This is a genomic window from Rhodoferax antarcticus ANT.BR (assembly GCF_001938565.1).
Lineage (GTDB): Bacteria > Pseudomonadota > Gammaproteobacteria > Burkholderiales > Burkholderiaceae_C > Rhodoferax > Rhodoferax antarcticus.
The window spans coordinates 211,549-234,760 of the sequence record NZ_MSYM01000011.1 but is presented as its reverse complement, the minus strand read 5'-3'; the positions used below and the strand labels follow the sequence as shown (position 1 = coordinate 234,760).

Sequence of the window (23,212 nt, the reverse complement as noted above, 5' to 3'; positions counted from 1 at the left end):
GCCTGAAAGCGATTTGCCCGGTTTGCAACGACGGCTTGCCAGCCTACTTCGCCAGGCTTCTCAAAGCCAGCTTGATGCCATCGCTCACGCCCACCTCCTTGGGTAGCGCCTTCAGGGCAGCGGCAGCTTCTTTGTCGTTGTAACCCAGCGCCAGCAGGGCCTGCAGGATGTCGGCCTGCGCATCGCTGGCCACGCTGGCCACCACACCGATGTCTGGCCCCAGTTTGCCTTTCAGCTCCAGCAGCAAACGCTCGGCAGTTTTTTTGCCGATACCGGGTACCTTGATCAGCCGCCCTGCCTCCTGCAGCGTGATGGCCTGGGACAGCTCCGACACGCTCATTCCCGACAGCACCGACAAGGCTGTGCGCGGCCCCACACCGCTGATCTTGATGAGCTGGCGAAACGCCTCGCGCTCGGGCGCCGTGGCAAAGCCGTACAAAATCTGCGCATCTTCCCGCACCACAAAGTGTGTCAGCAGGCTCACCCTGGCCCCCAATTCCGGCAGGTTGTAGAAGGTGCTCATCGGCACCAGCACCTCGTAGCCCACGCCGTGGCAGTCGATGATGAGTTCGGGCGGGTTTTTGTGGTCCAGCGTGCCGGTGAGTTTGCCGATCATTTTTTGCCTATCGTGGATTGAACAGTTGGAGAATTATCAACGTCAACCTGCCCACTTACGCTGGCTTATCGGTAGTCAACCCGGCAGCATCGTCAACAGCGACGCTACCATCAGCCGATGAAACTGACGCCCCCGCAACCAGACTGCGATCCGCACCACAACACGATTGACCAGTCGGCACCGCACCCCAACGGCTACAACGCGCTGATCCAACCGCTGTTGCTGGTCTTTTTGGCGGCATTGCTGGCCTTGGTGTTTGCCGCCCTTAGCAGCGAAGTGATGGAGGGCGAAACCCGGTCTTTTGACATGTATTTGCTCCATTGGGCACAGGCGCTCAGGGTGGGTCATCCTGGGCTTGCTGATGTCATGCGCGATTTGAGCGGCATGGGCAGCGCGGTTGTGTTGACACTTGTGATCGGTGCAACCGCAGGCTACCTTGTGCTGACCGCAGCCCGGGCCACCGCCCTTCTGGTGCTGGCATCGGCACTGTCGGGAACCCTTCTTGTTAGCCTTTTCAAGGCGGCATTCGGGCGTTTGCGGCCCGCCCTGGCCTATGCGGACTTTCTGGTGCCCAGCCTGAGCTTTCCAAGTGGCCATGCCAGCATGTCGGCGGTGGTTTACCTGACGCTTGGTGCATTGATTGCAGGCACTCGTCCACGTCTGGCGCAACGCGCCTACATCGTCACCGCTGCCGCACTGATGACGATGCTGGTGGGACTGAGCCGGGTGGCGCTCGGTGTTCATTGGGCCACCGATGTGCTTGGCGGATGGGCCTTCGGCACTGCCTGGGCCATCATCTGGCTGCTGCTTGCGCGACGAATTGAAGGCCCACCGAAGCACCCAACCGCTGCGCCAGGGTCTTGACAATCGACAGGCCCAAACCTGACCCAACCGTGTCGCTGCCCAGAATTCGATAAACGGGTCAAACACGCGCTCGGGCTCACCCTCGGCACTACCTGGGCCTGAATCGCTGGCAGGCAACGTCGCATGACCTTGCCTGCCTCTGGCGTGTAGCGAAACGCGTTGTCAACCAGGTTGCGCACCAGCGTTTATGGTCAATCTCTTGCGCTATTGGAACCATTGACAATGACAGCGCTACCGAGCTTATTGCGACAAAAATGCGCCGGGCGGGGTCCGGCGACATCTTTTCATTGGACAGCACAGGCCCGGCGGTAGCCCCTTGCGACGCAGCACGGGCACCGGATTGTTTTTGCTGCGAATGCTGTGCAGCACTTCCATTCAGTCTTTCTTTGGCAGACCAAGATCGAGCAAAACCACGTCGTAGGCCTGATCGGAGAGTGTGCTCAGGGCGGATTCATTCGTGGTTGCAAGCAGATATTTGCGTGATTTGGAAAATACGATTTCAGACTTAGCGCACACTGAGCGGATCAAAATAATCAAAGATCAGCCGGGTCAGCTTGTTGGCACCCAACCTGCCCGCCAAATTGCCAAGCATTTTTTGCCTATCATGGGTGACTTCTTAAGGAATTATCAACTTGATCCTTCGTCACCTGTTTTCACCCCCCAACAACACCCGCCTGAGCCACCTGTGCGGGCCGATGGACGCGCATTTGCGCACCATTGAGACCGCTTTACAGGTGAAGATCGCCCACCGCCATGAGCAGTTCAAGGTGGATGGCCTCAAGGTCCACGCCCAGCGCGCCATGGAAATGCTGCAGGCGATGTACGAAATGGCGGCGCGCCCGATTGAGCCGCGCACCGTGCAGCTGATGCTCTCGGGCGATGGTGATGTGAACGGCGCAGAGGGCCCGGCGCTCAAAACCCGCCGCGCCGACCTGAAGCCGCGCTCCATTAACCAGGCGAACTACCTGGACTGCATTGCCAGCCATGACATCACCTTTGGCATTGGCCCGGCCGGCACCGGCAAGACGTATCTGGCGGTGGCCATGGCCGTGGACGCGCTGCAGCGCAGCACGGTGCAGCGTATTGTGCTGACCCGCCCCGCCGTGGAAGCCGGCGAGCGCCTGGGCTACCTGCCCGGTGATCTGGCGCAAAAGATCGACCCGTATCTGCGCCCGCTGTACGACGCGCTGTACGACCTGATGGGGTTTGAGGCGGTGCAAAAAGCCTTTGAGCGGCAAACCATCGAGATCGCGCCGCTGGCCTTCATGCGCGGGCGCACGCTGAACACCGCATTTGTGATTTTGGACGAGGCGCAAAACACCACGCCCGAGCAAATGAAAATGTTTCTGACGCGCATCGGCTTTGGCTCCAAAGCGGTGGTGACCGGCGATGTGAGCCAGATCGACCTGCCCGCCACCCAGCTCAGCGGCCTGATTGACGCCGAGCGGGTGCTGCGCAGCGTGGACGGCATTGCCATCTGCCGCCTGACCAGCATCGACGTGGTGCGCCACCCGCTGGTCGCGCGCATTGTGGAGGCCTACGACGCGCCTGGGCGCTACAACCCACACCCGCGTGCCGATGCCGTGTTGCTGCCACCCCTGGCATCGCCTCTTGCCAGCGCCGCTGCCGCGCCCAAATCGCCGGTGCAGGCCCTGCGTGCAGCCCGCAGCCACAAGAAGCTGACGGAGTAAACGCTACTAACTTCATAGCTGCTAGCGCTTATAAATAAAGGGCTAGAGGCCAATTTCTTATATACTTCGACCAAGCGACATGAGCCAGCTTACCCTCTCCCTGCAGTTCGCCAAGTTCCCTGACGCGACGCTGCACCGCGCCGCATTGCCGCGCCACAAGGTCGCCAAGTGGATTCGTCACGCGCTGCAGAGTGAGGCCGAAATCACCGTGCGCATCGTTGATGCCGAAGAAGGCCAGGCCTTGAACCGTGATTACCGCCACAAAGACCATGCCACCAACGTGCTGACTTTTGACTACACGCAAGAGCCCATCGTCACCGCCGACCTGGTGCTGTGCGCGCCGGTGGTGGCGCAGGAAGCCAAAGAGCAAAACAAAACCCTGGAAGAGCATTACGCGCACCTGCTGGTGCACGGCACCCTGCACGCCCAGGGCTGGGACCATAACGAGGACGAAGACGCGCAGGTGATGGAACTGCGCGAGAGCGAGATCATGGCCCGACTCGGGTTTGAGAACCCCTACGCCGCCTGAGTGCTGGCCGCCACGGAACCCTTTGCCAGCGCCTGAGTCCTACCCGCCATGAGCTTACTGCCCCTTTTTCTGAGCCGCCTGATTGCTTTTATTTTTGTAGCTATTGGCGCAATACCCACCTGGGCTAACGCCCAAAATAGCATCACAAACCTGGTCACCACCGAACAGGTGCGTGCCGAGCTGATGGCCTACGCGCCCGACGGTGCCGACCCCGGCAAAACGGTCTGGGTCGGCCTGCAGCTTACCCACCAGCCGCACTGGCACACCTACTGGAAGAATTCGGGCGACTCCGGCCAGCCCACCCAGCTGACCTGGAAGCTCCCCCCCGGCGTGATCGCTGGCGACCTGGCCTGGCCCACGCCGCGCAAGCTGCCCACCGGCAGCCTGGTGACCTACGGCTTTGGCGACACCGTGCTGCTGCCGGTGCCGCTGACCATCACCCCCGAGTTCAAACCCTCGCTGCTGACGCCCGAGCTAGAAGTCAAGCTGCAAGCCAGCTGGCTGGTGTGCAAGGAGGAATGTGTGCCGCAGGACGGCGAATTTGTGCTGCGCCTGCCGGTCAAGAGCTCTACCGCGCTTCAAGGCAACGTGTTTCAGGCCGCCTTTGCAGCGCAGCCGCAGGCGCTCAAGGGCAGCAGCAGCATCACCCTGGAAGGGTCACAGCTCAAAGTCTCGGTCAATGGCCTGCCCACCGCCCTGCACGGCAAGACGCTGGAGTTTTTCCCGGAAACCCCGGAAGTGATTGAGCCCGGCGCGCCCTGGTCGCAAGCCTGGAACGGCGCCACCTGGACCGCCAGCGTGCCCATGGCTATCCACCGCAGCGCCAGCCCGACCGAACTGCCGATGGTGATCACCAGCGAGGTGGACGGCCAACTGAGCGGATTTGCCACCACCGCCCAAATCAGCGGTAGCTGGCCAGCCACACCGGCGCCCGGTGAGCCAGCGCCAGCGTCAGACGGCCCATCAACTTTCACCGTCAGCTCTGCTGCAGCCAGCGGCGCACTGCCCACCAGCTTCTGGCTGGCGCTGGCCGGCGCGCTGCTGGGCGGCATGATCCTGAACCTGATGCCGTGCGTGTTCCCGGTGCTGGCCATCAAAGTGGTGAGCTTCACCCGCCACGCGGATGACCGCCGCGGCCACCGTGTCAGCGGCTTGGCTTACAGCGCCGGCGTGGTGCTGTCGTTTCTGGCGCTGGGTGCACTAATGCTGGCTTTGCGTAGCGCTGGGCAGCAGTTGGGCTGGGGCTTTCAGCTGCAGTCGCCGGTGGTGGTGGCCGCGTTGGCGGTGCTGTTCACGGTGATCGGACTGAACCTGGCCGGGCTTTTTGAAATTGGCCAGTTTGTGCCCTCTGGTCTGGCCACGCTGGAGGCCAAAAACCCGTCGGTCAACGCTTTTTTATCGGGCATTCTGGCGGTGGTGATTGCCTCGCCCTGCACCGCGCCGTTCATGGGCGCATCGCTCGGGCTGGCGCTGAGTTTGCCCGCTCTGCAGGCGCTGGCGATCTTTGCCACGCTTGGCGTCGGCATGGCGCTGCCGTATCTGGCGGCCAGTTGGTCGCCAGCGCTGGCGCGTCTGCTGCCGCGCCCTGGCGCATGGATGGACAGCTTCCGCCGCGCCATGGCGTTTCCGATGTTTGCCACGGTGGTCTGGCTGGTGTGGGTGCTGGGCCAGCAAACCGGCATCGACGGTGCCAGTGCCCTGCTAGCGCTGCTGGTGGGCGTGGCGATGGTCATCTGGGCATTCACCCTGCGGGGCAAGAGTCGGTTGCCGATTGCTGCAATTTGTATAGCTGCTTTCGCAAGCATGACATGGGCTACAGGCAAAAACATCGTTACATTCTCCGAGCCTGCGGGTGGGGTCGCCAGCAGCGCGCGCTGGCAGGCCTGGGCGCCGGGCAAGGTGGACGAACTGGTGGCTGCCGGCTCGCCGGTGTTTGTCGATTTCACCGCCGCCTGGTGCGTGACTTGCCAGTACAACAAGCGGACCGCCCTGGCGGACTCAGGCGTTCTGGCGGACTTCGATGCGAAAAAAACCATCCTGCTGCGCGCTGACTGGACGCGCCGCGACCCAGCCATCACCGCTGCGCTGGCACAACTCGGGCGCAACGGCGTGCCTGTGTATGTGTTTTACCAGGCTGGCAAGGCGCCGGTGGTGTTGTCTGAAATCCTCTCGGTGAGTGAGGTTCGGGCGGCGATTGCTGGTTTGTAAAACTTTTTTTGCCATCCGGCTGCGCGTAGCCAAACTTCCTTGCGCCTGCGGCGCGGTTGCCTCCCCACTCACAATCAGCCTAAGCGCAATCAACGGCAACGGCGATAAGACTTTCTTAAGATAGCCTTTTTAAGCTTGACCGCAGTACATCACTGAGGGTTACGCATGAAATTTCAACTTCGCACCGCCACCTGGCTCGCCAGCCTGGCCATCGCCTTGCCGCTGGTTGCCAGCGCCAACCCGATTCTGGACGGCTACAAAGCCCAGGCCAAGACCGAGAACCCGGCGTTCAAGGACTTTAGCTTGGAGGCTGGCCGCAAGCTCTACACCACCGAGGGCCCCAACCAGATGGCGTGCGCGTCGTGCCATACCGACTCGCCCAAAAACGCCGGAAAGCACGCCAAGACCAACAAGGCCATCGACCCGATGGCGCCCAGCGTGAATGCGCAGCGTTTTACCGATGCAGCCAAGGTCGAAAAATGGTTCAAGCGCAATTGCAATGACGCACTCGGGCGCGCCTGCAGTACGCAGGAAAAAGGTGATTTCATGGCCTATGTGCTGTCGGTGAAGTAAGGCGGCACCATGAACGTCAAACCCTTGTGGGCCTTTGCCACCCTCGCGGCGCTGGCCATGACCACGCTCACAGCCCATGCCAAGTACAACGGCGAAGACCGGGGCAGGCCGGTCATGCCCACGCAGACACACGCAGCATGGCAAACCGAGTGTGGTGGCTGCCACTTGGCTTTTCCGCCCGGTCTGCTGCCAGCGGCCTCCTGGAAAAAGGTGATGACCGGGCTGGACAAGCACTTTGGAACCGATGCCTCCCTGCCTGCGGCGCAGACCCAGGCCATCACCGATTACCTGGTCAAGCATGCGTCCAACCGCTGGAGCGCCAACACCGCGCCCCTGAAGATCACCGACAGTGAATGGTTCAAGTCGAAACACCGCGCTGGTGAAATTGACCCCGCTGTGTGGAAGCGTGAGTCGGTGAAGAGCGCCTCCAACTGCCTGGCTTGCCATGGTGATGCCGACAAAGGTGACTTTGACGAGGACAACGTCCGCATTCCTAAATGAGCACATCAGAGCTGAACCCGCCCGCCAATGACCTGCAACCGACCCTGATCTGGGACCTGCCCACCCGGTTGTTCCACTGGGTGCTGGCGGGCAGCTTTGCGCTGGCCTGGCTCACCAGTGACAGCGATGCCTGGCTGGCGGTGCATGTGTTTGCTGGCTACCTGATGCTTGGGCTGATTGGGTTCCGTCTGTTGTGGGGTTTCCTTGGCTCGCATTTTTCGCGCTTTGCCAGCTTCTGGTTTGGCCCCAAAGCCGCAGCCCGTTATTTGAAACAGGTGATGCGCGGCCAAGCGGCGCGCCATGTGGGCCACAACCCGACCGGCAGCCTGGCCATTTACATCCTGCTGGCCTTGACCGCGGTGGTGGGCGCAGCAGGCATTCTGACCCTGGGCGCCGAGGAGCAGCACGGCCTGGCAGCGGGCTGGTTCAGTTTTTCCCAGGGGCATTTCTTCAAGGAAGTGCATGAATTTGCCGCCAACCTGATGCTGCTGGTGGTGGGCGGCCACATCGCCGGGGTGGTGGCGGAAAGCGTGCTGCACAAGGAAAACCTGGCTCGCTCCATGGTCACAGGCCTTAAGAAGGCTGGGCCGAGTACGCCGAAAAGCAAAACACAAGTGCTGGTAGCCGGGATCATGCTGGTCGCCATGCTCGGTTTTGGCGGCTGGTGGTTTGCCTACGCGCTACAAAATCAGCTGCAAGCCCAGCCTGCCAGCGGACAGCCTCCTGTGCGCCATGTGAAGTTTGTCGGCCCAGTACTGCCTGACAACGCGCAATGGCGTGACGAGTGCGGCAGTTGTCACGGGCCATTTCATCCGAGTCTGCTGCCCGCACGCTCTTGGCAGAAAATGATGGCCGAGCAGGATAAGCACTTTGGCAGCGACCTAGCGCTGGACGCACCGACCACCGCCGCCGTGCTGGCCTTCATGGTGGCCAACGCTGCCGAGACACAGGTGACCGAACCAGCATTCAAGATTGGTCAGTCCGTCCCCGCAGGCGCAGCGCCGCAGCGCATCACCGAAACCCATTACTGGACAAGCAAGCACCGCGAAATTACGGCCTCCGACTGGGCCAGCCCGCTGGTCAAAAGCAAGGCCAACTGTGCCGCCTGCCACGCCGACGCCGACGCGGGCACCTTTGAAGACGGCGCCATGGCCATTCCCAAAGCCCCGGCCCCCAAACCCAAAATCTGAGCACGGTGGCCCGTGGCTTGTCACCCAGCCGCTACGATGACGTCCCCGCCAACGACCCAACCACACCATGCGCATCCTGCTTGCTGAAGACGATCCCCTGCTGGGTGATGGCCTGCGCGCGGGCCTGCGCCAGCAGGGTTTTCTGGTGGACTGGGTGCGTGACGGCCTGGCCGCTGAGCGCGAAATCGCCAACGGTAACCACCAGGCGGCGGTGTTGGACTTGGGCCTGCCCCTGAAAGACGGGCTGGAGGTGCTGAAATCGTTGCGGCAGCAAAAAATTACCTTGCCGGTGCTGGTGCTCACCGCCCGTGAAGCGGTGCCGGACCGCATTAAAGGGCTGGATCTGGGCGCGGATGACTATGTGGTCAAACCGGTCGACCTGTTTGAGCTGGGTGCGCGTCTGCGCTCGCTGGTGCGCCGCGCCCATGGGCATACCCAAGACCTGCTCACCTGCGCAGCGCTGCAGATCAATCTGTCCGCCCGCTCGGTCACACTGTCCGGGCAGGCGGTGGTGCTGTCGCTGCGTGAATTTGACCTGCTGCACGTGCTGATGCTCAATGCCCAGCGGGTCATGTCGCGCGAGCAACTGGAGCAGCAGCTTTACAGCTGGGGCTACGAGGTGGAAAGCAACGCGGTGGAGGTGCATATCCACCACCTGCGAAAGAAGCTCCAGGCAGACCTGATCCAGACCGTGCGGGGTGTGGGCTACATGCTGATGCCACCCAAAGTTGCGCCCGGGGAGCCATCGCCATGATCCTGTTCAACCGGCTGGAATCCCTGCAGGCGCGCCTTTTGGCGCTCCTGCTGACGATGATCTGCGGTGTCTGGATTTCGGCAGCAGCGCTGACCTGGATCGACACCCGCCATGAGATCGACGAATTGCTCGACGCGCATCTGGCCCAGTCTGCCGCACTGCTGGTGGCCCAACAAACCGACACCGACGAGGCCAAGCGCGACGACAAGCCATATCGCCTGCACACTTACGACGACCGCCACCCGGACGCACCCACCTTGCACAAATACGCCACACGGGTGGCGTTCCAGGTGTTTCACGACGGCAAGCTGACGCTGCATTCCGGCACCGCGCCAGAAACACCGATGTCGCCGCAGGTGCGTGGCTTTGCCACGGTAGATTTACCCGATGGCGGCGCATGGCGGGTCTTCGGGGCGCAAGGCAACGAGGGTGATGTGCAGGTCTTTGTGGGGGAACAGTTGCGCTCGCGCCAGTCCATTTTGTGGGCGGTGATGCAGGCGGTGTTGATGCCTTTGCTGGTGACCTTGCCCATTTTGGCGGTACTGGGCTGGCTGGCGGTGCGTCAGAGCCTGGCACCGCTGCGCACGCTGAGCGAGGCGTTGGCTCGACGCCAGCCACAAGCGGTGGTGCCCTTGGTCATTGACGACACACCGACCGAAATGGTGCCTGTGGTGCAGTCGCTCAACACCTTGCTGGCGCGCATCGGCCAGATGATGGAGACCGAGCGCCGCTTTACCGCCGACGCGGCGCATGAATTGCGCACCCCCATTGCCGCCGTCCGTGCCCAGGCCCAGGTGGCACAGGGAGCCGGGGACGATGTGGACCAGCGCGACCAGGCGTTGCGCCACACACTGGAAGGCTGCGACCGTGCCTCCCATTTGGTGGCGCAGCTGTTAACACTCTCGCGGCTGGAAACCGCAGGCAACACCACCCCAGGCGTGCGCGTGGACGCATGCCAGATCGCCCGGCGCGTTGCCGCCGATCTGGCACCCGGCGCCCTGGCCCGCTCACAGGTATTGACACTCGATTGCGACGCCCCCAGCCTCATCGCCGCAGACGAGTTGCTGACCGGTGTGCTGATTCGCAACCTGCTTGACAACGCGCTGCGTTACAGCCCTGATGGCGCGCAGGTCACGGTGGCACTGACCTGCAAGGGTGGCCTGGTCAAGCTACAGATTGACGACAGTGGCCCTGGTGTGCCGTCGGCCGATCTGGCGCGTTTGGGGGAGCGCTTTTACCGTGGACTGGGCACGGCACAAAGCGGCAGCGGCCTGGGCTGGTCCATCGTGCGGCGTATTGCCGATGTCTACCGGGCGCAGGTGGCGGCAGGCCCTTCAAGCCTGGGCGGCCTGTGTGTCACGGTAACCTGGCCAATTGCGCCAGATCAAGGATCGCGGCAAATTTGAGTTTACGAGTTTCAACCCACCACGACAGAATGCGACAATTCGTCCTATGAATACCACCTCTACCTCCACTTTCGCCCCTCTCAAGAACGACACCTTTCTGCGAGCGTGCATGCGCCAAGCGACTGACTACACACCCATGTGGATGATGCGTCAGGCCGGGCGTTTTCTGCCCGAATACCGCGCCACCCGCGCCAAGGCCGGCAGTTTCATGGGGCTGGCCACCAACACCGACTACGCCACCGAAGTCACCTTGCAGCCGCTGGACCGTTTCCCCATCGACGCGGCCATTTTGTTCAGCGACATCCTGACGGTGCCAGACGCGATGGGCCTGGGCCTGTCGTTTGCCTTGGGCGAAGGCCCCAAGTTTGCCCATTCGGTGCGCGACGAAGCTGCGGTGGCCAAGCTTGAAGTGCCCGACATGGCCAAGCTGCAGTATGTGTTTGACGCGGTCACCTCGATCCGCAAGGCGCTCAACGGCCGGGTGCCGCTGATCGGTTTTTCCGGCAGCCCGTGGACGCTGGCCTGCTACATGGTTGAAGGCGCTGGCAGCGACGACTACCGCCTAGTCAAAACCATGATGTACAGCCGCCCGGACCTGATGCACCGTATTCTGGAGATCAACGCCGAAGCGGTAGCGGTGTACCTGAACCACCAGATTGAAGCTGGCGCCCAGGCGGTGATGGTGTTTGACAGCTGGGGCGGCGTGCTGGCCGACGGTGCGTTTCAGGAATTCAGCCTGGCCTACACCCGCCGTGTGCTGGCCAAGTTGCACAAAACCTGGAATGGCGCCACCATTCCCAGCATCGTCTTCACCAAAGGCGGTGCCTTGTGGCTTGACGAGATGGCCGATCTCGACTGCAACGCGCTGGGCCTGGACTGGACGGCCAACCTGACCAAGGCACGCGCCCTGGTGGGCGGCAGCAAGGCGCTGCAAGGCAACCTGGACCCGAACGTGTTATTTGCCCCACCGGAAAAGATCGAAGCCGAAGTCATCAAGGTGCTCAACGCCTTTGGCACACCGCACAGCGGCCCAGGTTTGGGCCCGACGCACATCTTCAACCTAGGCCACGGCATCAGCCAGCACACCCCGCCTGAGCATGTGGCAGCATTGGTGGAAGCGGTGCACAAACATTCGCGGCTGATGCGCGGCGCTTGCTGAAGGGCAAGGCGGGTCGGCTAGCACTTTTTCACCCATTTTTGTGTTGAGCGCTCAAAAAAATGAATGACTTATGCACAAAAATGGTGTGCTACCTTGCGGTAAGTCAAGTATTCATCCAGCTGTACTATTAAACGCATAGCACATGTAAGTGCTTGATTTTAAAGGAAATTAATTTTTGCTTCATTTTTGGGCAAATTAACAAAAGCCTTGATTTACAAGGCTCAGCACGGTCTATTGACGAGGTATCCACAAAGTTATCCACAGAAAACTTGGATGACCTTTAAAACCCCGCAGAATCAATGACTTAAGGCGAATTTCGCAAGTTCACTTGAACAAAACACCCCAAACCAGCCCAACCGAGCCCGTCCAGGTCTCGGTACTGGTTCACACGCCAGCCTACAGCCAGATGGCCGGTGCGCTGACCTACCTCAGCCCCCAACCGCTGCCCGCCGGTACTCTGGTGCGGGTGCCGCTGGGGCAGCGTGAGTTGCTCGGCGTGGTGTGGGACACGCCCCAAGGCAACCCTGCGCCCGCACTCGACCCCGCCAAGCTGCGCCCGGTGACGGCCGTGCTCGACGCGCTGACCCCATTGAGCCCGAGCTGGCGCGCGCTGATCAGCTTTGCTGCGAGCTACTACCAGCGCTCGGCCGGTGAAGTGGCGCTGGCGGCCCTGCCGCCACAACTGCGTGAAATCACTGGCCTGCAGCTGGCGCGCAAGCTGAAAAAGAAGGCGGCAGCGCAGCTTAAGGCCGAAGCGGCAAAGGCCACCGCCACCGCTCTGTCCGCAGGGCAGCCGGACAGCGACCAGGCAGTCGCAAGCGGCAACAGCGGCAACAGCGGCAACAGCAACAGCAGCAGCAGCGGCAGCGGCAGCGGCAGCGGCAGCGGCAGCGGCAGCGGCAGCGGGTCAGAAACTACTGAATTAATAGCACTTACCGCAGAGCAGACAAGGGCTATCGACCATTTTTCTATAAATCCCGGTCCTTTTCTGCTGTTTGGTGCCACCGGCAGCGGCAAAACCGAGGTCTTCATGCGCTGCACCGCAGACGCACTGGCCGCCAGCGCCTGCGCCCAAGTGCTGGTGATGGTGCCCGAGATCAACCTTACACCCCAGCTGGAAGAGCGCTTTCAGGCGCGCTTCTGCGCTGTCTACGGCATGGATGCGGTGGTGTCGATGCACAGCGGCATGACCCCGGCACAGCGGCTGAAGAGCTGGCTGGCGGCGCATAGCGGCGTGGCGCGCATTGTGCTGGGCACGCGCATGGCTGTGTTTGCCTCCATGCCGCACCTCAAACTGATTGTGGTGGATGAGGAACACGACCCCAGCTACAAAAGCGGTGAGGGCGCACGCTACTCGGCGCGCGACCTGGCGGTGTACCGCGCCCGCCTCAATGGCGCCAAGGTCATCCTCGGCTCAGCCACCCCGTCACTGGAGAGCTGGTACCACAGCCGCCCCGCCGCTGAGGGCGGGCGCTACTTGCGCCTGGAGATGCCCAGCCGGGTTGGCGCCAACGCGGTTCTGCCCAACATCGCAGGTGTTTTACCCAGCACCGCAGGCGTTTTACCACTGGTGCGCCGCGTCGACATGAGCCACCAGCCCAAGGGCTGCGTGATCTCGCCACCGCTGCTCGATGCCATCGGCCAGCGCATCGCCCGTGGCGAGCAAAGCATGGTGTTTTTGAACCGGCGCGGCTACGCCCCGGTACTGAGCTGCAGTGATTGCGACTGGAAAAGCACCTGCCCACATTGCAGCGCCTACCGCGTTTTCCACAAGATTGACCGCAGCCTGCGCTGCCACCACTGCGGCTTTAGCGAACGCGTGCCGCGCGCTTGCCCAGACTGCGGCAGCCTGGACATTGCCCCGGTCGGGCGTGGCACCGAGCGGCTTGAAGAACAACTGGCCTTGCTGCTGGGCGGCATCAGCCGGCCAGACGGCAGCGCGGTGCGCATTGCCCGCATCGACGCCGACACCACCAAACTCAAGGGCTCGCTGGAAACCCAGTTGGCGCAAGTGCACTCGGGCGAGGTCGATGTGTTGGTGGGCACACAAATGATTGCCAAGGGCCACGACTTTCGCCGCATCACCCTGGTGGCAGCCATCAACCCCGACGGCGCGCTGTTTTCCAGCGACTTCCGCTCGCCCGAGCGGCTGTTTGGCCTGCTGATGCAGGCCGCAGGGCGCGCCGGGCGCGATGCCAGCAACACCAGCCGCAGCGAAATGTGGGTGCAAACCTTCCACCCCACGCACCCGCTGTATGAAGCCCTGAAGCAGCACGATTACCCAGCGTTTGCCCAATCGCAACTGGTGGAGCGCGAGCAGGCGGGCATGCCGCCGTTCAGCTTTCAGGCGCTGGTGCGCGCCGACGCCCGCACCCAAGAGGCCGCGCAAGCCTTTTTGAACGCCGCCAGTCAAGCCAGCCTAGAGGTGCCCGAACTGGCCGCGTGGCGTGCCCACGTCAGCCTGTACCCAGCGGTGCCGATGAGTATTGCGCGCGTGGCCAATGTGGAGCGCGCCCAGATGCTGCTGGAATGCTCGTCGCGCACCGCGTTGCAGCGTTTTCTGAGCGGCTGGCAAACCACCCTGCACGCCTCCCGCGCAAAACCCGAGTGCAAAGGTCTGCTGCGCTGGGCGGTGGATGTTGACCCGCTCTTAATTTAAGAGCTTCTCGCGCTTACTGCGTAAGGGCTCAGGCTGCTTTTGTTGCCACAATGACCTGGAAGTTGCCAAAAAACACGGTATGCCGCTCGCAGGTCACACCGGGCATGGCTTGCAACTGCTGCACCGGGTCGTGGGTGTCCCACAGGGCCAAGCCAAAGGGCTCAAACACCTTGAAATAGGTCCAGCTCAGTAGGCGCAGCAGCCAGCCATGAGGCCGGTGAAATTCAGCCAGATACAGCCGGCCACCGGGCGCCAGCACCCGAACCGCTTCGCTGACGGCCTCGCCCTGGAGGTGGTGCGGCAACTCATGCAGCAAAAAGAAGATGACGTTGGCGCTGACCGAGCGGTCTGCCTGCTTCATGGCAATGGCGTTGTCGCGCTGGTAAACCACCTTGCCGGCATATGCCGTCAATTTGCCTTTGGCATGGTCGAGTTCGTTTTGGATGAGGTCAGCCACCAGAACCTTTTGCACACCCGCCTGCACTGCCGCCTTCACCACACGCGGCATCACATTGCCAAACGCGCAGGAGGTGATCAACACTTGCTTGCCCTTGAGGTCGGCACTTTGCAACCCCTCGGTAATGATCGACACCAAGCGGCTGTATTGAAACAGCAAAATGGCGGCAATCACCGGCTGAAAGTCGACAAAACGGATCAGCCGCATATTTGAATACAGCGGATAAACGTGCGCAGCATCGCGCTGCATCCGGCCCCGGGCTGCACGCACCAGCAGCGCACCACGGGTCAAGACGAAAAAGAACAGCGCGAAGCTGGCCAGCGCCGCCACGACGCCAAACACGGTATAGGTCAACCAGGGGAGCATGCGTTTCCTTTGCGATCAGAGCTGATCGGGGGTGTTTTATCAGGGAGTAAGGCAGCAGGTTAGCGGCTTTACCGGTCTATGGTCTTGAGGTGCGTCAGGTTTGTGTGACATTCCGGCGGTGGATGACGCATGGCGGCCGCAGAACTGGACTTTTGGTGCGATCAGTTCAGCATAGCCTCTCTGCTCGACTCAAACTGCTTGGTTTGGATCCGCGGCCCGCACTCGGACTCAGGCAGTCAACGTCAACAATGCTGCGTTTGCGCTCATTGGACCCGGCAAGCTGAAAATAAGGATCCGACCAACTGCAGATAGAGGCACTTTCCAGTTTCAGTAACCGCTGTATGCGCCAACTATCGGTAGGCACTCTGACAAACCCAATGCCCTCATTGGTCAAGAATTGGTGTTCAATCAAGTAACACTGTAAGACCGCCACTACAGCAGCCATCAGTAAAACCCGCGCTAGCTATGATTCGTCCCCCCGCCCCAAGTCCGCTCATGCCCCCCTCCCCCAACACCGGTCTCAACCTCGCCCAACAAGAAGCGGTGAACTACCTGCACGGCCCGTGCCTGGTGCTGGCGGGTGCCGGTTCGGGCAAAACCCGGGTGATCACGCACAAGATTGGCCGGCTGATCCAGTCTGGCGTGGTGCCCAAGCGCATTTTTGCCATCACCTTCACCAACAAGGCCGCCGCGGAAATGCGCGAGCGCGCCCGAGCCCTGATCGGCAAAGCCGCCAGGGACGCGGTGATCTGTACTTTTCACGCGCTTGGCGTGCGCCTGCTGCGTGAAGACGGTGCGGCACTCGGCCTGAAACCCAACTTCAGCATTCTGGACAGTGACGACGTCACCAGCATTCTGAAAGACGCGGGCGGCAGCGTCGATGCAGCCACCGCGCGCAGCTGGCAATGGACCATCAGCCTGTGGAAAAACCAGGGCCTCAACTCCGCCAGCGCCCTAGCCGCTGCTGCCACCGACAACGAGCGCATCATTGCCCGGGTGATGGCGCACTATGAAGAACGCCTCACCGCTTTTCAGGCCGTGGACTTTGACGACCTGATTGGTCTGCCGCTCAAATTACTACAAAATCATGAGCAGGTGAGGCATAAGTGGCAAGGGCTAGCGGGTCATTTGCTTGTGGATGAATACCAGGACACCAATGCCACGCAATACGAGTTACTGAAACTGCTGGTCGGTGGCAAAGGCCCCCTTCAGGCGCGTTTTACCGCCGTGGGCGATGACGACCAGAGCATTTACGGCTGGCGCGGTGCCACGCTGGACAACTTGAAAAAGCTACCCATCGACTTCCCCAACCTGAAAGTGATCAAGTTGGAGCAGAACTACCGGTCGACTTCCGCCATCCTTCGCGCCGCCAACAACGTGATCGGCCCCAACCCCAAGCTGTTCCCAAAAAACCTGTGGAGCGACCTGGGCGAAGGTGAGCCGGTGCGGGTGGTGGATGCCGACACCGAAGAACACGAAGCCGAACGCGCTGTGGCCCGCATCCAGAGCCTGCGAATCAACGGCCTGCCGCACGCCGGGCCGCAGTTCAAGGAGTTCAGGGACTTTGCGGTGCTGTACCGCGCCAACCACCAGGCCAAACCGTTTGAGAAGGCTTTGCGCCGGGCGCAGATTCCGTACAAGGTGTCGGGTGGCACCAGCTTTTTTGACCGCGCCGAGGTGAAAGACCTGTGCGCCTGGTTCCGGCTGTGGATCAACAACAACGACGACCCGGCCTTTTTGCGCGCGGTGACCACGCCCAAACGCGGCATTGGCCACCAGACGCTTAGCGTTTTGGGCGACTTTTCCAGCAAATACAAAGTCAGCATGTTTGGCGCGCTGTTTTCCAGCAGTTTGGGCTCGGTGATCTCTGGCAAGGCGCTAGGCAGCCTGCACGAGTTTGGCCGCGAGGTGAATGACCTGGAGTTTCGCGCGCGCCACACGCTGGGGGCCGAGGCTGCCAAAGCCTTTCTGCTGGACTGGCTCAAAGACATCGGCTACGAGAAATATCTGTACGACGGCGAAGACAGCGAACAGGTGGCCGCGGCGCGCTGGGGCAATGTGATGGACTTCATCGACTGGATGAGCGGGCGCTGCGGCGGGCAAATTGAAGACGCCACCGGGGTGAATGCCGCTGGTGAGATCAAGTCGCTGCTGGAAGTGGCGCAAACCGTGTCACTGATCTCGACGATTTCCGAGCAGGAAAAAGACCAGAACGTGGTCACGCTGTCCACCTTGCACGCCTCCAAAGGGTTGGAGTGGCCGCATGTGATGCTGGTGGGCGTGACCGAGGGCATGTTGCCGTTCAAACTGCGCGACAACCCAGAGGCGGAGTCGGCGGGCCCAGCCTCTGCCGCGCAAAAAGCACTGGCCCAGGAAGCCGCCAGCGAAACGCTCACCAGCCATTTGCAGGAAGAACGCCGCCTGATGTACGTGGGCATCACCCGTGCCCAGCGCAGTCTGGCGGTGAGTTGGACCCGCAAGCGCAAAAAAGGCCGCGAGATGGTGGCAGCGCAGCCCAGCCGTTTTATTGCCGAAATGGGGCTGGACCAGACCACCACCAAAGAAGACCCGCGCGCCAAGCTCAAGGCGCTACGCGCCGAATTTGCACTAAGGGCCGCTGACGGCGCGGCGGCGCGGGCGCTGGCGCGTTAACTCGCCAGGGCATGTGCCGCGACCGCGCCTCTTTGGCGATGGCGCGCTGGCGCAATGTCGAGATGCGGCACTGGCCAGCACCCTTGGCCCCCGAACACCATGAAAGAATGCATCGTCTGGAGCGAGGAAATCACGCCGGGGTGAACTCAGTGTTCTATCGCACAGATCACAAGCCGCAGCAGGTCTAAGGTCCGACTTCTTCTAAACCACTGGCGCCCCGCCACAGCGCATTTCCTACTTGCCAAGCCGTTTATGTTTCAATCCACGCCCCTTACGGGGCGAATTTGGAAGAGGTTACCCCTCTCCCAAATGAATTCTATCCCCCTGAAGGGGGAGGTTTCAAACCAGGATCAGTTTTTGATGAACGACGCCATAGCTATGAACCTCTTGCACGCCGTGGTCTTTGTCGATGACCATTGCGCCTTGGTGGTGCGGTTTGGCCGCAGACATCCCCAGGACGACAAGTCGCAGGTGCCTCAGCATGTGACATGCCAGCACGCCAACGACACGCACTCAAAGCACGCATTTTTTGGTGAGGTCTGTGATGCCCTTGATGGCGTTACCCAGGCATTGATCAGCGGCAGGCAGCAGGTATTGGCGGACTTTGGGCGCTTTGTTGACCAACACCGGCCACACACCGCCAAGCTCATCGCTGGGTATGAAAGGGTGGGCCACCCCTCGCAGGCCGAGTTGGTCGTGATCGCGCGCAAGTACTTTGCCCAGTACGGCCTACGGGCTGGCAACTGCCAACTTGAGTGACCCAGCCAGCAGCCGTTTACCGGCCGCTGGCGCGCTACTTCACTGTGCCCGTGTCTGTTCGATGGACTCACGCAGCCGTGCGGTGGCGTCACTCACGCTGGCTTCAAATTCACGCCAGCGGTTCGCTGCCGCCTGGTTGAGCTTGGCCACCTTGGCCTGGGCAGACTCCACGTCCAGCCGCAGGGTGGTGATGTCCAGGTCGATCTTGGCTTTGGCGTCGGCGCTGGCGTCAGCGGCCATCCTGTCCAGTTCAGCCAGCTAGGGCCCTGCCGCGGGTGATGTCTTTTTCAGCGGCGCTCACAAACTGGGCGCGCCGTGCAATGTCGCTGTCGTCGGCGTATTCAAATTGCGGCATGGCTCTGATCAGATTGACCGTAGCGCCGGCAATCACCAGTTTGCCCGCCTGACTCTGGATCTGTGTGGCGGCAATAGCCACGTCGTGCCGACCGATGCCAATAAAACCACCCGCACCGACGATGACGTAGGACACGGATTGGTCCGGCGCAATGATGATGTCCTGCACGTTGCCAACCTTCTGCCCAGTTTCGTTGTAGATGGTGGCGCCCAGCAAAGTTTTCTTGACGCTCCAGCCCAGTGCAAGCTGGGTCGATTCCACAATGCTGACGCCGGTGGTGGTGGTGGTGCCCGCCACTTGGGCGGTGGCCGACCCATGAACCGCAAAAGCGCCGGCCAAGGAGAGTGCGAGGATGGAGACGGATGTTTTCATGATGACGCGCCTTTGAAGTGGAGGGACGGGGCCAACCACCAGCGCGGTCGGCTGGCTGGGTGGGTTCAGCCCTGTTTGTAGGTGCTGCGCCCACACAGCGTCCGTGCGTCGGCGTACCCGCCCGGTTAGGCAGCCGCGCACGTGGCGCGAGGGCGGCGCACAGCGCTGATATCGCCACAAGGCAAAATGTGAGCCTTATCCCTTGCCGCCAGCGACTCAAACGGCACCGGATCAACCGCAACGCCACCCGTCATGAAACCTTTATTTGCTTCACTATTAATAGCTATAACCGCATTACCCACATGGGCTACAGCCGAAAATGCCACAAAAACTCAGGTACCCGGCTGGCAGCAATGCAGCGCCTTGAGCGGTGACACCGCGGCTCGCCTGCACTGCTTTGACCAGTGGGCGGCGACGCAAGCCAGCCCGCCACCTCTTGCGTCTGCGCCTGAAGCACCCCCACAGCCCGCCACCGCGCCAGTGGTTATCGCCATGGTGGCGCCCACCGCCCATGACTGCAAAGACGCTCAATTCTCGGAACTGTCTCGCTTTTGGGAACTGGAAGCCGGTACAAATTGCGGCACCTTTGGCATACGCGGCTATAAGCCGATCAGTCTGTCGGTGATTGGCTCGAACAGCGTCAACACCCAACCCGACTCGGTGCTGCCCGACCACCGGGCCACCAGCGCGCTGGCTTTCCGCACCACCGAGACACGTATCCAGCTCTCGGTGCGCACAAAAATCGCCGAGGGCATGTTGACGCAGAACCAGCCGCTCAAGCGCGACTCGCTGTGGTTTGGCTACTCCCAGCAGTCCAACTGGCAAATCTTCAGCGGCGACCTGTCGCGCCCGTTTCGCACCACCGACCACGAGCCTGAGCTGATCTACATCTACCCGACCGACCTGGATTTGCCGGGCAACTGGCGGCTGCGCTACGCCGGGCTGGCGCTGAACCACAATTCCAACGGCCAGCCGCTGCCGCTGTCACGCAGCTGGAACCGCGCCATACTGATGGCCGGGCTGGAAAACGGCCCTGAGTTTCAGCTGCTCGGCAAGCTCTGGTACCGCCTGCCCGAGAAAAGTGGCAGCGACGACAACCCCGAGATCAGCGACCTAGTCGGCCGCAGCGAGCTCACAGGCCTGTGGAACCCTGACTTGAAAAACACGTTTGGCCTGACCATGCGCCATTCGTTGCGCTCCAAGGCCAACGGCTCGGTCAAGCTGGAGTGGCTGCGCAAGCTCAACAGCACCGACGACGGCGGCGGCAAACCCGGTGGCCTGCAATTGCACACCCAAGTGTTCTCAGGCTACGGTGATTCGCTCATTGACTACAACCGCCGGCGCACCGTGCTCAGCGTAGGGCTCAGTTTGGTCGACTGGTAGCTATTTAATATGTAGCTGCTGGCGCATATAGAATAAGGGCTAGAGGCTTATTTGATGCTTAAACGCATATGCATCACCCTAACTTGGCTAGGCCACTTCAGCTCCTTTGCGCTTGCGTTCATAATCCGCTTTCGCCGCTGCACACACGCCTTTAGGGGCGCTGGTGCGGTCTGAACCTCTTGTTGGCCCTTTGCACTGCCATGCCAAAACCACCCACTTATCAGTTCCACGTTCAGGTCAAGCCGCGTTACCAGCCACAGCGGTCTGACCCTGCGCAGGCGATCTATTTTTTCACCTACACCATCACGGTGCGCAACACTGGCACGCTGGCGGCGCAGCTGATCTCGCGCACCTGGAACGTCAACGACGCCGACGGCCACCACGAAAAGGTCAAGGGCCTGGGCGTGGTTGGGCGCCAGCCGCTGCTACAGCCCGGCGAAGCGTTTGAGTACACCAGCGGCACCCGCTTGCAGACACCTACCGGCACCATGCACGGCAGTTATTTCTGCGTGGCCGAAGACGGCGAAAAGTTCGATGTGGATGTGCCCATGTTTGTGCTGGACGCCCTGAGCGCCAGCGCGGGCCAACGGGACTGACCCTGAACCTGCATGCAGCCGTCATCCACCGACCTGTGCGAACTGCTGACCCAGCTTGACCCCGACGCTAGCGGGGTGCAACGCCATTTGTGGCTGATCAAGCTGGTGGCCTGGTTGCGCGGCGATGCACGCTCAGTCACTGCAACACACGCCCGGGTGAGCCTGCTGCTAGACGCACTGCAGCAGCGCCCCACGGATCGGGTGCGCTTTCAACTCTGGTGGCAGCGCCTGCTTGACACGGTTGATGCCACCGCCCTGCTGGCCGACCACGGGTTTGCCTCGCGCAGCGCCTTCCTGAGCGAGTTGCTGGAGCGCATCCGCCTCAAGCTGCTACCCGGCACCCCGGAAACCACTGACGCCTCGACCCTGTTTACCTTGGTGCTGAACCATCCGATGGACGCGCAATGGTTGAGCAAATTGGACGCCACGCTGCTGGCGCGCCTAGGCGACCTGCTGCGCAACGAATGCCCCCCGCCCGCCCAAGCGCAGGACACCGCGCACACAGAGCCCAGCACCTGGCAGGCGGAGCTGATGGAAGCCGTCAACTTCTGCGCCAGCCAGATCCGCGCCGCCGGGTTTTCACCGGAGTTGCGCCTGCGCATGAGTGCATCTGCGCGCGATGCGGGACAGTTTCATGCCCTGACCTCAGACCTGGAGACACTGCTCAGCGCCTGGCGCGAGAACCCGCAGCAACCCACGCAGCAGTGCAAGCACGCGCTGCAGCACTACCGGAAGCAGTTGGATCAATGCCGCCAGGCGGCGGCATCGGTGTACACCCATCTGCAGGCGCACGGCATCTCGGTCAATCTGGTGTTCCAGTTGCGCCAGTTGCGCGAGCGGCTGCTGCGCGTGCGCGCTCTGCTGGACTGCCTGTTTTCCGCCACGCCGCAGCGTGACACCGCGCAGTTGTTGGCGCACCTGGTCACCGTCGGGCAGAAACGCCGGAGCCTGCGCGCGCTGATCGCCACCAACTCCTCCATGCTGGCCGCCAAGGTGGCTGAGCGCAGTTCGGAAACCGGCGAGCACTACATCACCCGCAACCGCGGCGAGTACATGCAGATGCTGCGCGACGCCGCAGGCGGCGGTGCGGTGATGTCGATCACCACACTGGTCAAGTTTGTGGTGCTGTCGGCAGGTCTGTCGGCCTTCTGGGGCGGTTTTTTCGCCGGCATGAACTACGCGCTGAGCTTTGTACTGATCCAACTGCTGCACTGGACGGTGGCCACCAAACAGCCGGCCATGACGGCACCGGCGATGGCGGCCAAGCTCAAAGACCTGAGCAACCCCGGTGCCATCGACGGTTTTGTGGACGAGGTAGCGCACCTGGTGCGCTCACAGGCGGCTGCCATTGTGGGCAACCTGGCGCTGGTTGCGCCTGCGGTGCTGCTGATCAGCACCGTGCTGTGGTTCAGCGTCGGCCGCCCGATGATCGATGCGGCGACGGCCGAGCATGTGCTGAACGAATTGACCTTGCTGGGCCCCACCGCGCTGTTTGCCGCCTTCACCGGTGTGCTGCTGTTTGCGTCGAGCATCATCGCGGGCTGGACCGAAAACTGGTTTGCCCTGCACCGGCTGGAATCGGCCATGCGCTACAACCCGCGCTTCACTGCGGTGCTGGGCACTGCGCGTGCCGACCGCTGGGCCACCTTCATGCGCAACAACATCTCGGGCCTGAGCGCCAATGTGTCGCTGGGGCTGATGCTCGGGCTGGTGCCGGCCTTTGCCGGGTTTTTCGGGCTCGGCCTGGATGTGCGCCACGTCACCCTGTCCACCGGACAGCTGGCCGCTGCCGCGGCCAGCTTGGGGCTGGAGATTTTTTACCAAAGTGCCTTCTGGTGGTGCGTGCTTGGGATCGTGGTGACGGGTTTGCTCAACGTGGGGGTGAGTTTTTACATGGCTTTCCAGCTGGCCCTGCGCGCGCACAACCTGACCGGCGTGCAGCGCGACAACATCTATGCGGCCCTGCGCCAACGCCTTCGCCGTCGCACTCGCAGCTTTTTCTTGCCAGAACCCGAAGCCGCTGGCGTGGTAACCGACACCGACACCCACGCCCATACCCCGGCAGCGCCGCCCAACGCTGCAAACCAAACCACTAAAGATGGCACCACGCAGGAGTGAGTTC

At 61.9% G+C, this 23,212-nt stretch carries 20 protein-coding genes; 16 read left to right on the top strand and 4 right to left on the bottom strand.

Annotation, left to right across the window (positions count from 1 at the left end):
* Positions 1-43 precede the first annotated feature (43 nt).
* On the bottom strand, positions 44-616 hold the full coding sequence (gene ruvA, locus BLL52_RS08060; RefSeq protein ID WP_075586167.1) for a Holliday junction branch migration protein RuvA: 573 nt from the start codon (positions 614-616) through the stop codon (positions 44-46).
* Positions 617-733: 117 nt separating this feature from the next.
* On the opposite strand from ruvA, the gene BLL52_RS08055 reads away from it, so the two are divergent.
* The 11 genes from BLL52_RS08055 to BLL52_RS08005 all read left to right on the top strand — a co-directional run bounded on the left by BLL52_RS08055 (position 734) and on the right by BLL52_RS08005 (position 14,150).
* Entirely contained in the window at positions 734-1,480 is a 747-nt protein-coding gene (locus tag BLL52_RS08055) for a phosphatase PAP2 family protein (RefSeq protein WP_083633852.1), read from the top strand.
* A gap of 632 nt (positions 1,481-2,112) precedes the next feature.
* The gene (locus tag BLL52_RS08050; protein ID WP_075586166.1) at positions 2,113-3,171 is read left to right on the top strand and encodes a PhoH family protein; all 1,059 of its coding nucleotides are present in this window, start codon (positions 2,113-2,115) and stop codon (positions 3,169-3,171) included.
* A gap of 79 nt (positions 3,172-3,250) precedes the next feature.
* Positions 3,251-3,700 carry an rRNA maturation RNase YbeY gene (gene ybeY, locus BLL52_RS08045; RefSeq protein WP_075586165.1) on the top strand — a complete coding sequence of 150 codons (450 nt, stop codon included), beginning with the start codon at positions 3,251-3,253 and terminating at the stop codon, positions 3,698-3,700.
* 48 nt (positions 3,701-3,748) lie between these two features.
* Complete coding sequence (locus BLL52_RS08040) at positions 3,749-5,908, top strand: protein-disulfide reductase DsbD family protein (protein ID WP_075586164.1); 2,160 nt, start codon at positions 3,749-3,751, stop codon at positions 5,906-5,908.
* Between the two features lie 165 nt (positions 5,909-6,073).
* On the top strand, positions 6,074-6,481 hold the full coding sequence (locus tag BLL52_RS08035) for a DUF1924 domain-containing protein (RefSeq protein ID WP_075586163.1): 408 nt from the start codon (positions 6,074-6,076) through the stop codon (positions 6,479-6,481).
* A gap of 9 nt (positions 6,482-6,490) precedes the next feature.
* Positions 6,491-6,982 (top strand): diheme cytochrome c, encoded by a 492-nt coding sequence (locus BLL52_RS08030; protein WP_075586162.1) that lies wholly within the window; start codon positions 6,491-6,493, stop codon positions 6,980-6,982.
* On the top strand, positions 6,979-8,172 hold the full coding sequence (locus tag BLL52_RS08025; RefSeq protein WP_075586161.1) for a cytochrome b/b6 domain-containing protein: 1,194 nt from the start codon (positions 6,979-6,981) through the stop codon (positions 8,170-8,172). The genes BLL52_RS08030 and BLL52_RS08025 overlap by 4 nt, the downstream gene beginning before the upstream one ends.
* Positions 8,173-8,239: 67 nt before the next feature.
* Entirely contained in the window at positions 8,240-8,926 is a 687-nt protein-coding gene (locus tag BLL52_RS08020) for a winged helix-turn-helix domain-containing protein (RefSeq protein WP_075586160.1), read from the top strand.
* Entirely contained in the window at positions 8,923-10,332 is a 1,410-nt protein-coding gene (locus BLL52_RS08015) for an ATP-binding protein (protein WP_075586159.1), read from the top strand. The genes BLL52_RS08020 and BLL52_RS08015 overlap by 4 nt, the downstream gene beginning before the upstream one ends.
* A 46-nt stretch (positions 10,333-10,378) precedes the next feature.
* Positions 10,379-11,491 carry a uroporphyrinogen decarboxylase gene (hemE, locus tag BLL52_RS08010; RefSeq protein ID WP_075586158.1) on the top strand — a complete coding sequence of 371 codons (1,113 nt, stop codon included), beginning with the start codon at positions 10,379-10,381 and terminating at the stop codon, positions 11,489-11,491.
* Positions 11,492-11,870: 379 nt separating this feature from the next.
* Complete coding sequence (locus BLL52_RS08005; protein WP_420852623.1) at positions 11,871-14,150, top strand: primosomal protein N'; 2,280 nt, start codon at positions 11,871-11,873, stop codon at positions 14,148-14,150.
* Between the two features lie 28 nt (positions 14,151-14,178).
* Here BLL52_RS08005 and BLL52_RS08000 read toward each other — a convergent pair whose 3' ends face one another.
* Positions 14,179-14,973 (bottom strand): class I SAM-dependent methyltransferase, encoded by a 795-nt coding sequence (locus BLL52_RS08000; protein ID WP_075586157.1) that lies wholly within the window; start codon positions 14,971-14,973, stop codon positions 14,179-14,181.
* 495 nt (positions 14,974-15,468) lie between these two features.
* Here BLL52_RS08000 and BLL52_RS07995 point away from each other — a divergent pair, with 495 nt between their 5' ends.
* Positions 15,469-17,625 (top strand): ATP-dependent helicase, encoded by a 2,157-nt coding sequence (locus BLL52_RS07995; RefSeq protein ID WP_173861770.1) that lies wholly within the window; start codon positions 15,469-15,471, stop codon positions 17,623-17,625.
* A 360-nt stretch (positions 17,626-17,985) separates the two neighbouring features.
* Entirely contained in the window at positions 17,986-18,384 is a 399-nt protein-coding gene (locus BLL52_RS07990) for a hypothetical protein (protein WP_139313342.1), read from the top strand.
* Between the two features lie 39 nt (positions 18,385-18,423).
* Here BLL52_RS07990 and BLL52_RS19940 read toward each other — a convergent pair whose 3' ends face one another.
* Together BLL52_RS19940 and BLL52_RS07985 are read right to left on the bottom strand one after the other, a co-directional pair.
* On the bottom strand, positions 18,424-18,624 hold the full coding sequence (locus tag BLL52_RS19940) for a hypothetical protein (protein WP_083633851.1): 201 nt from the start codon (positions 18,622-18,624) through the stop codon (positions 18,424-18,426).
* A gap of 10 nt (positions 18,625-18,634) precedes the next feature.
* Entirely contained in the window at positions 18,635-19,111 is a 477-nt protein-coding gene (locus BLL52_RS07985; protein ID WP_083633850.1) for a PRC-barrel domain-containing protein, read from the bottom strand.
* 252 nt (positions 19,112-19,363) lie between these two features.
* Here BLL52_RS07985 and BLL52_RS07980 point away from each other — a divergent pair, with 252 nt between their 5' ends.
* The 3 genes from BLL52_RS07980 to BLL52_RS07970 all read left to right on the top strand — a co-directional run bounded on the left by BLL52_RS07980 (position 19,364) and on the right by BLL52_RS07970 (position 23,208).
* A complete protein-coding gene (locus BLL52_RS07980; RefSeq protein ID WP_075586154.1) occupies positions 19,364-20,494 on the top strand; it encodes a phospholipase A in 1,131 nt (376 codons plus the stop codon).
* Between the two features lie 200 nt (positions 20,495-20,694).
* Positions 20,695-21,090: a Co2+/Mg2+ efflux protein ApaG gene (apaG, locus tag BLL52_RS07975; RefSeq protein ID WP_075586153.1), complete on the top strand. Its 396-nt coding sequence runs from the start codon at positions 20,695-20,697 to the stop codon at positions 21,088-21,090.
* A 12-nt stretch (positions 21,091-21,102) separates the two neighbouring features.
* Positions 21,103-23,208, top strand: coding sequence for a site-specific recombinase (locus BLL52_RS07970; RefSeq protein ID WP_083633849.1), 2,106 nt, complete (start codon positions 21,103-21,105; stop codon positions 23,206-23,208).
* The last annotated feature ends 4 nt before the right edge of the window (positions 23,209-23,212 follow it).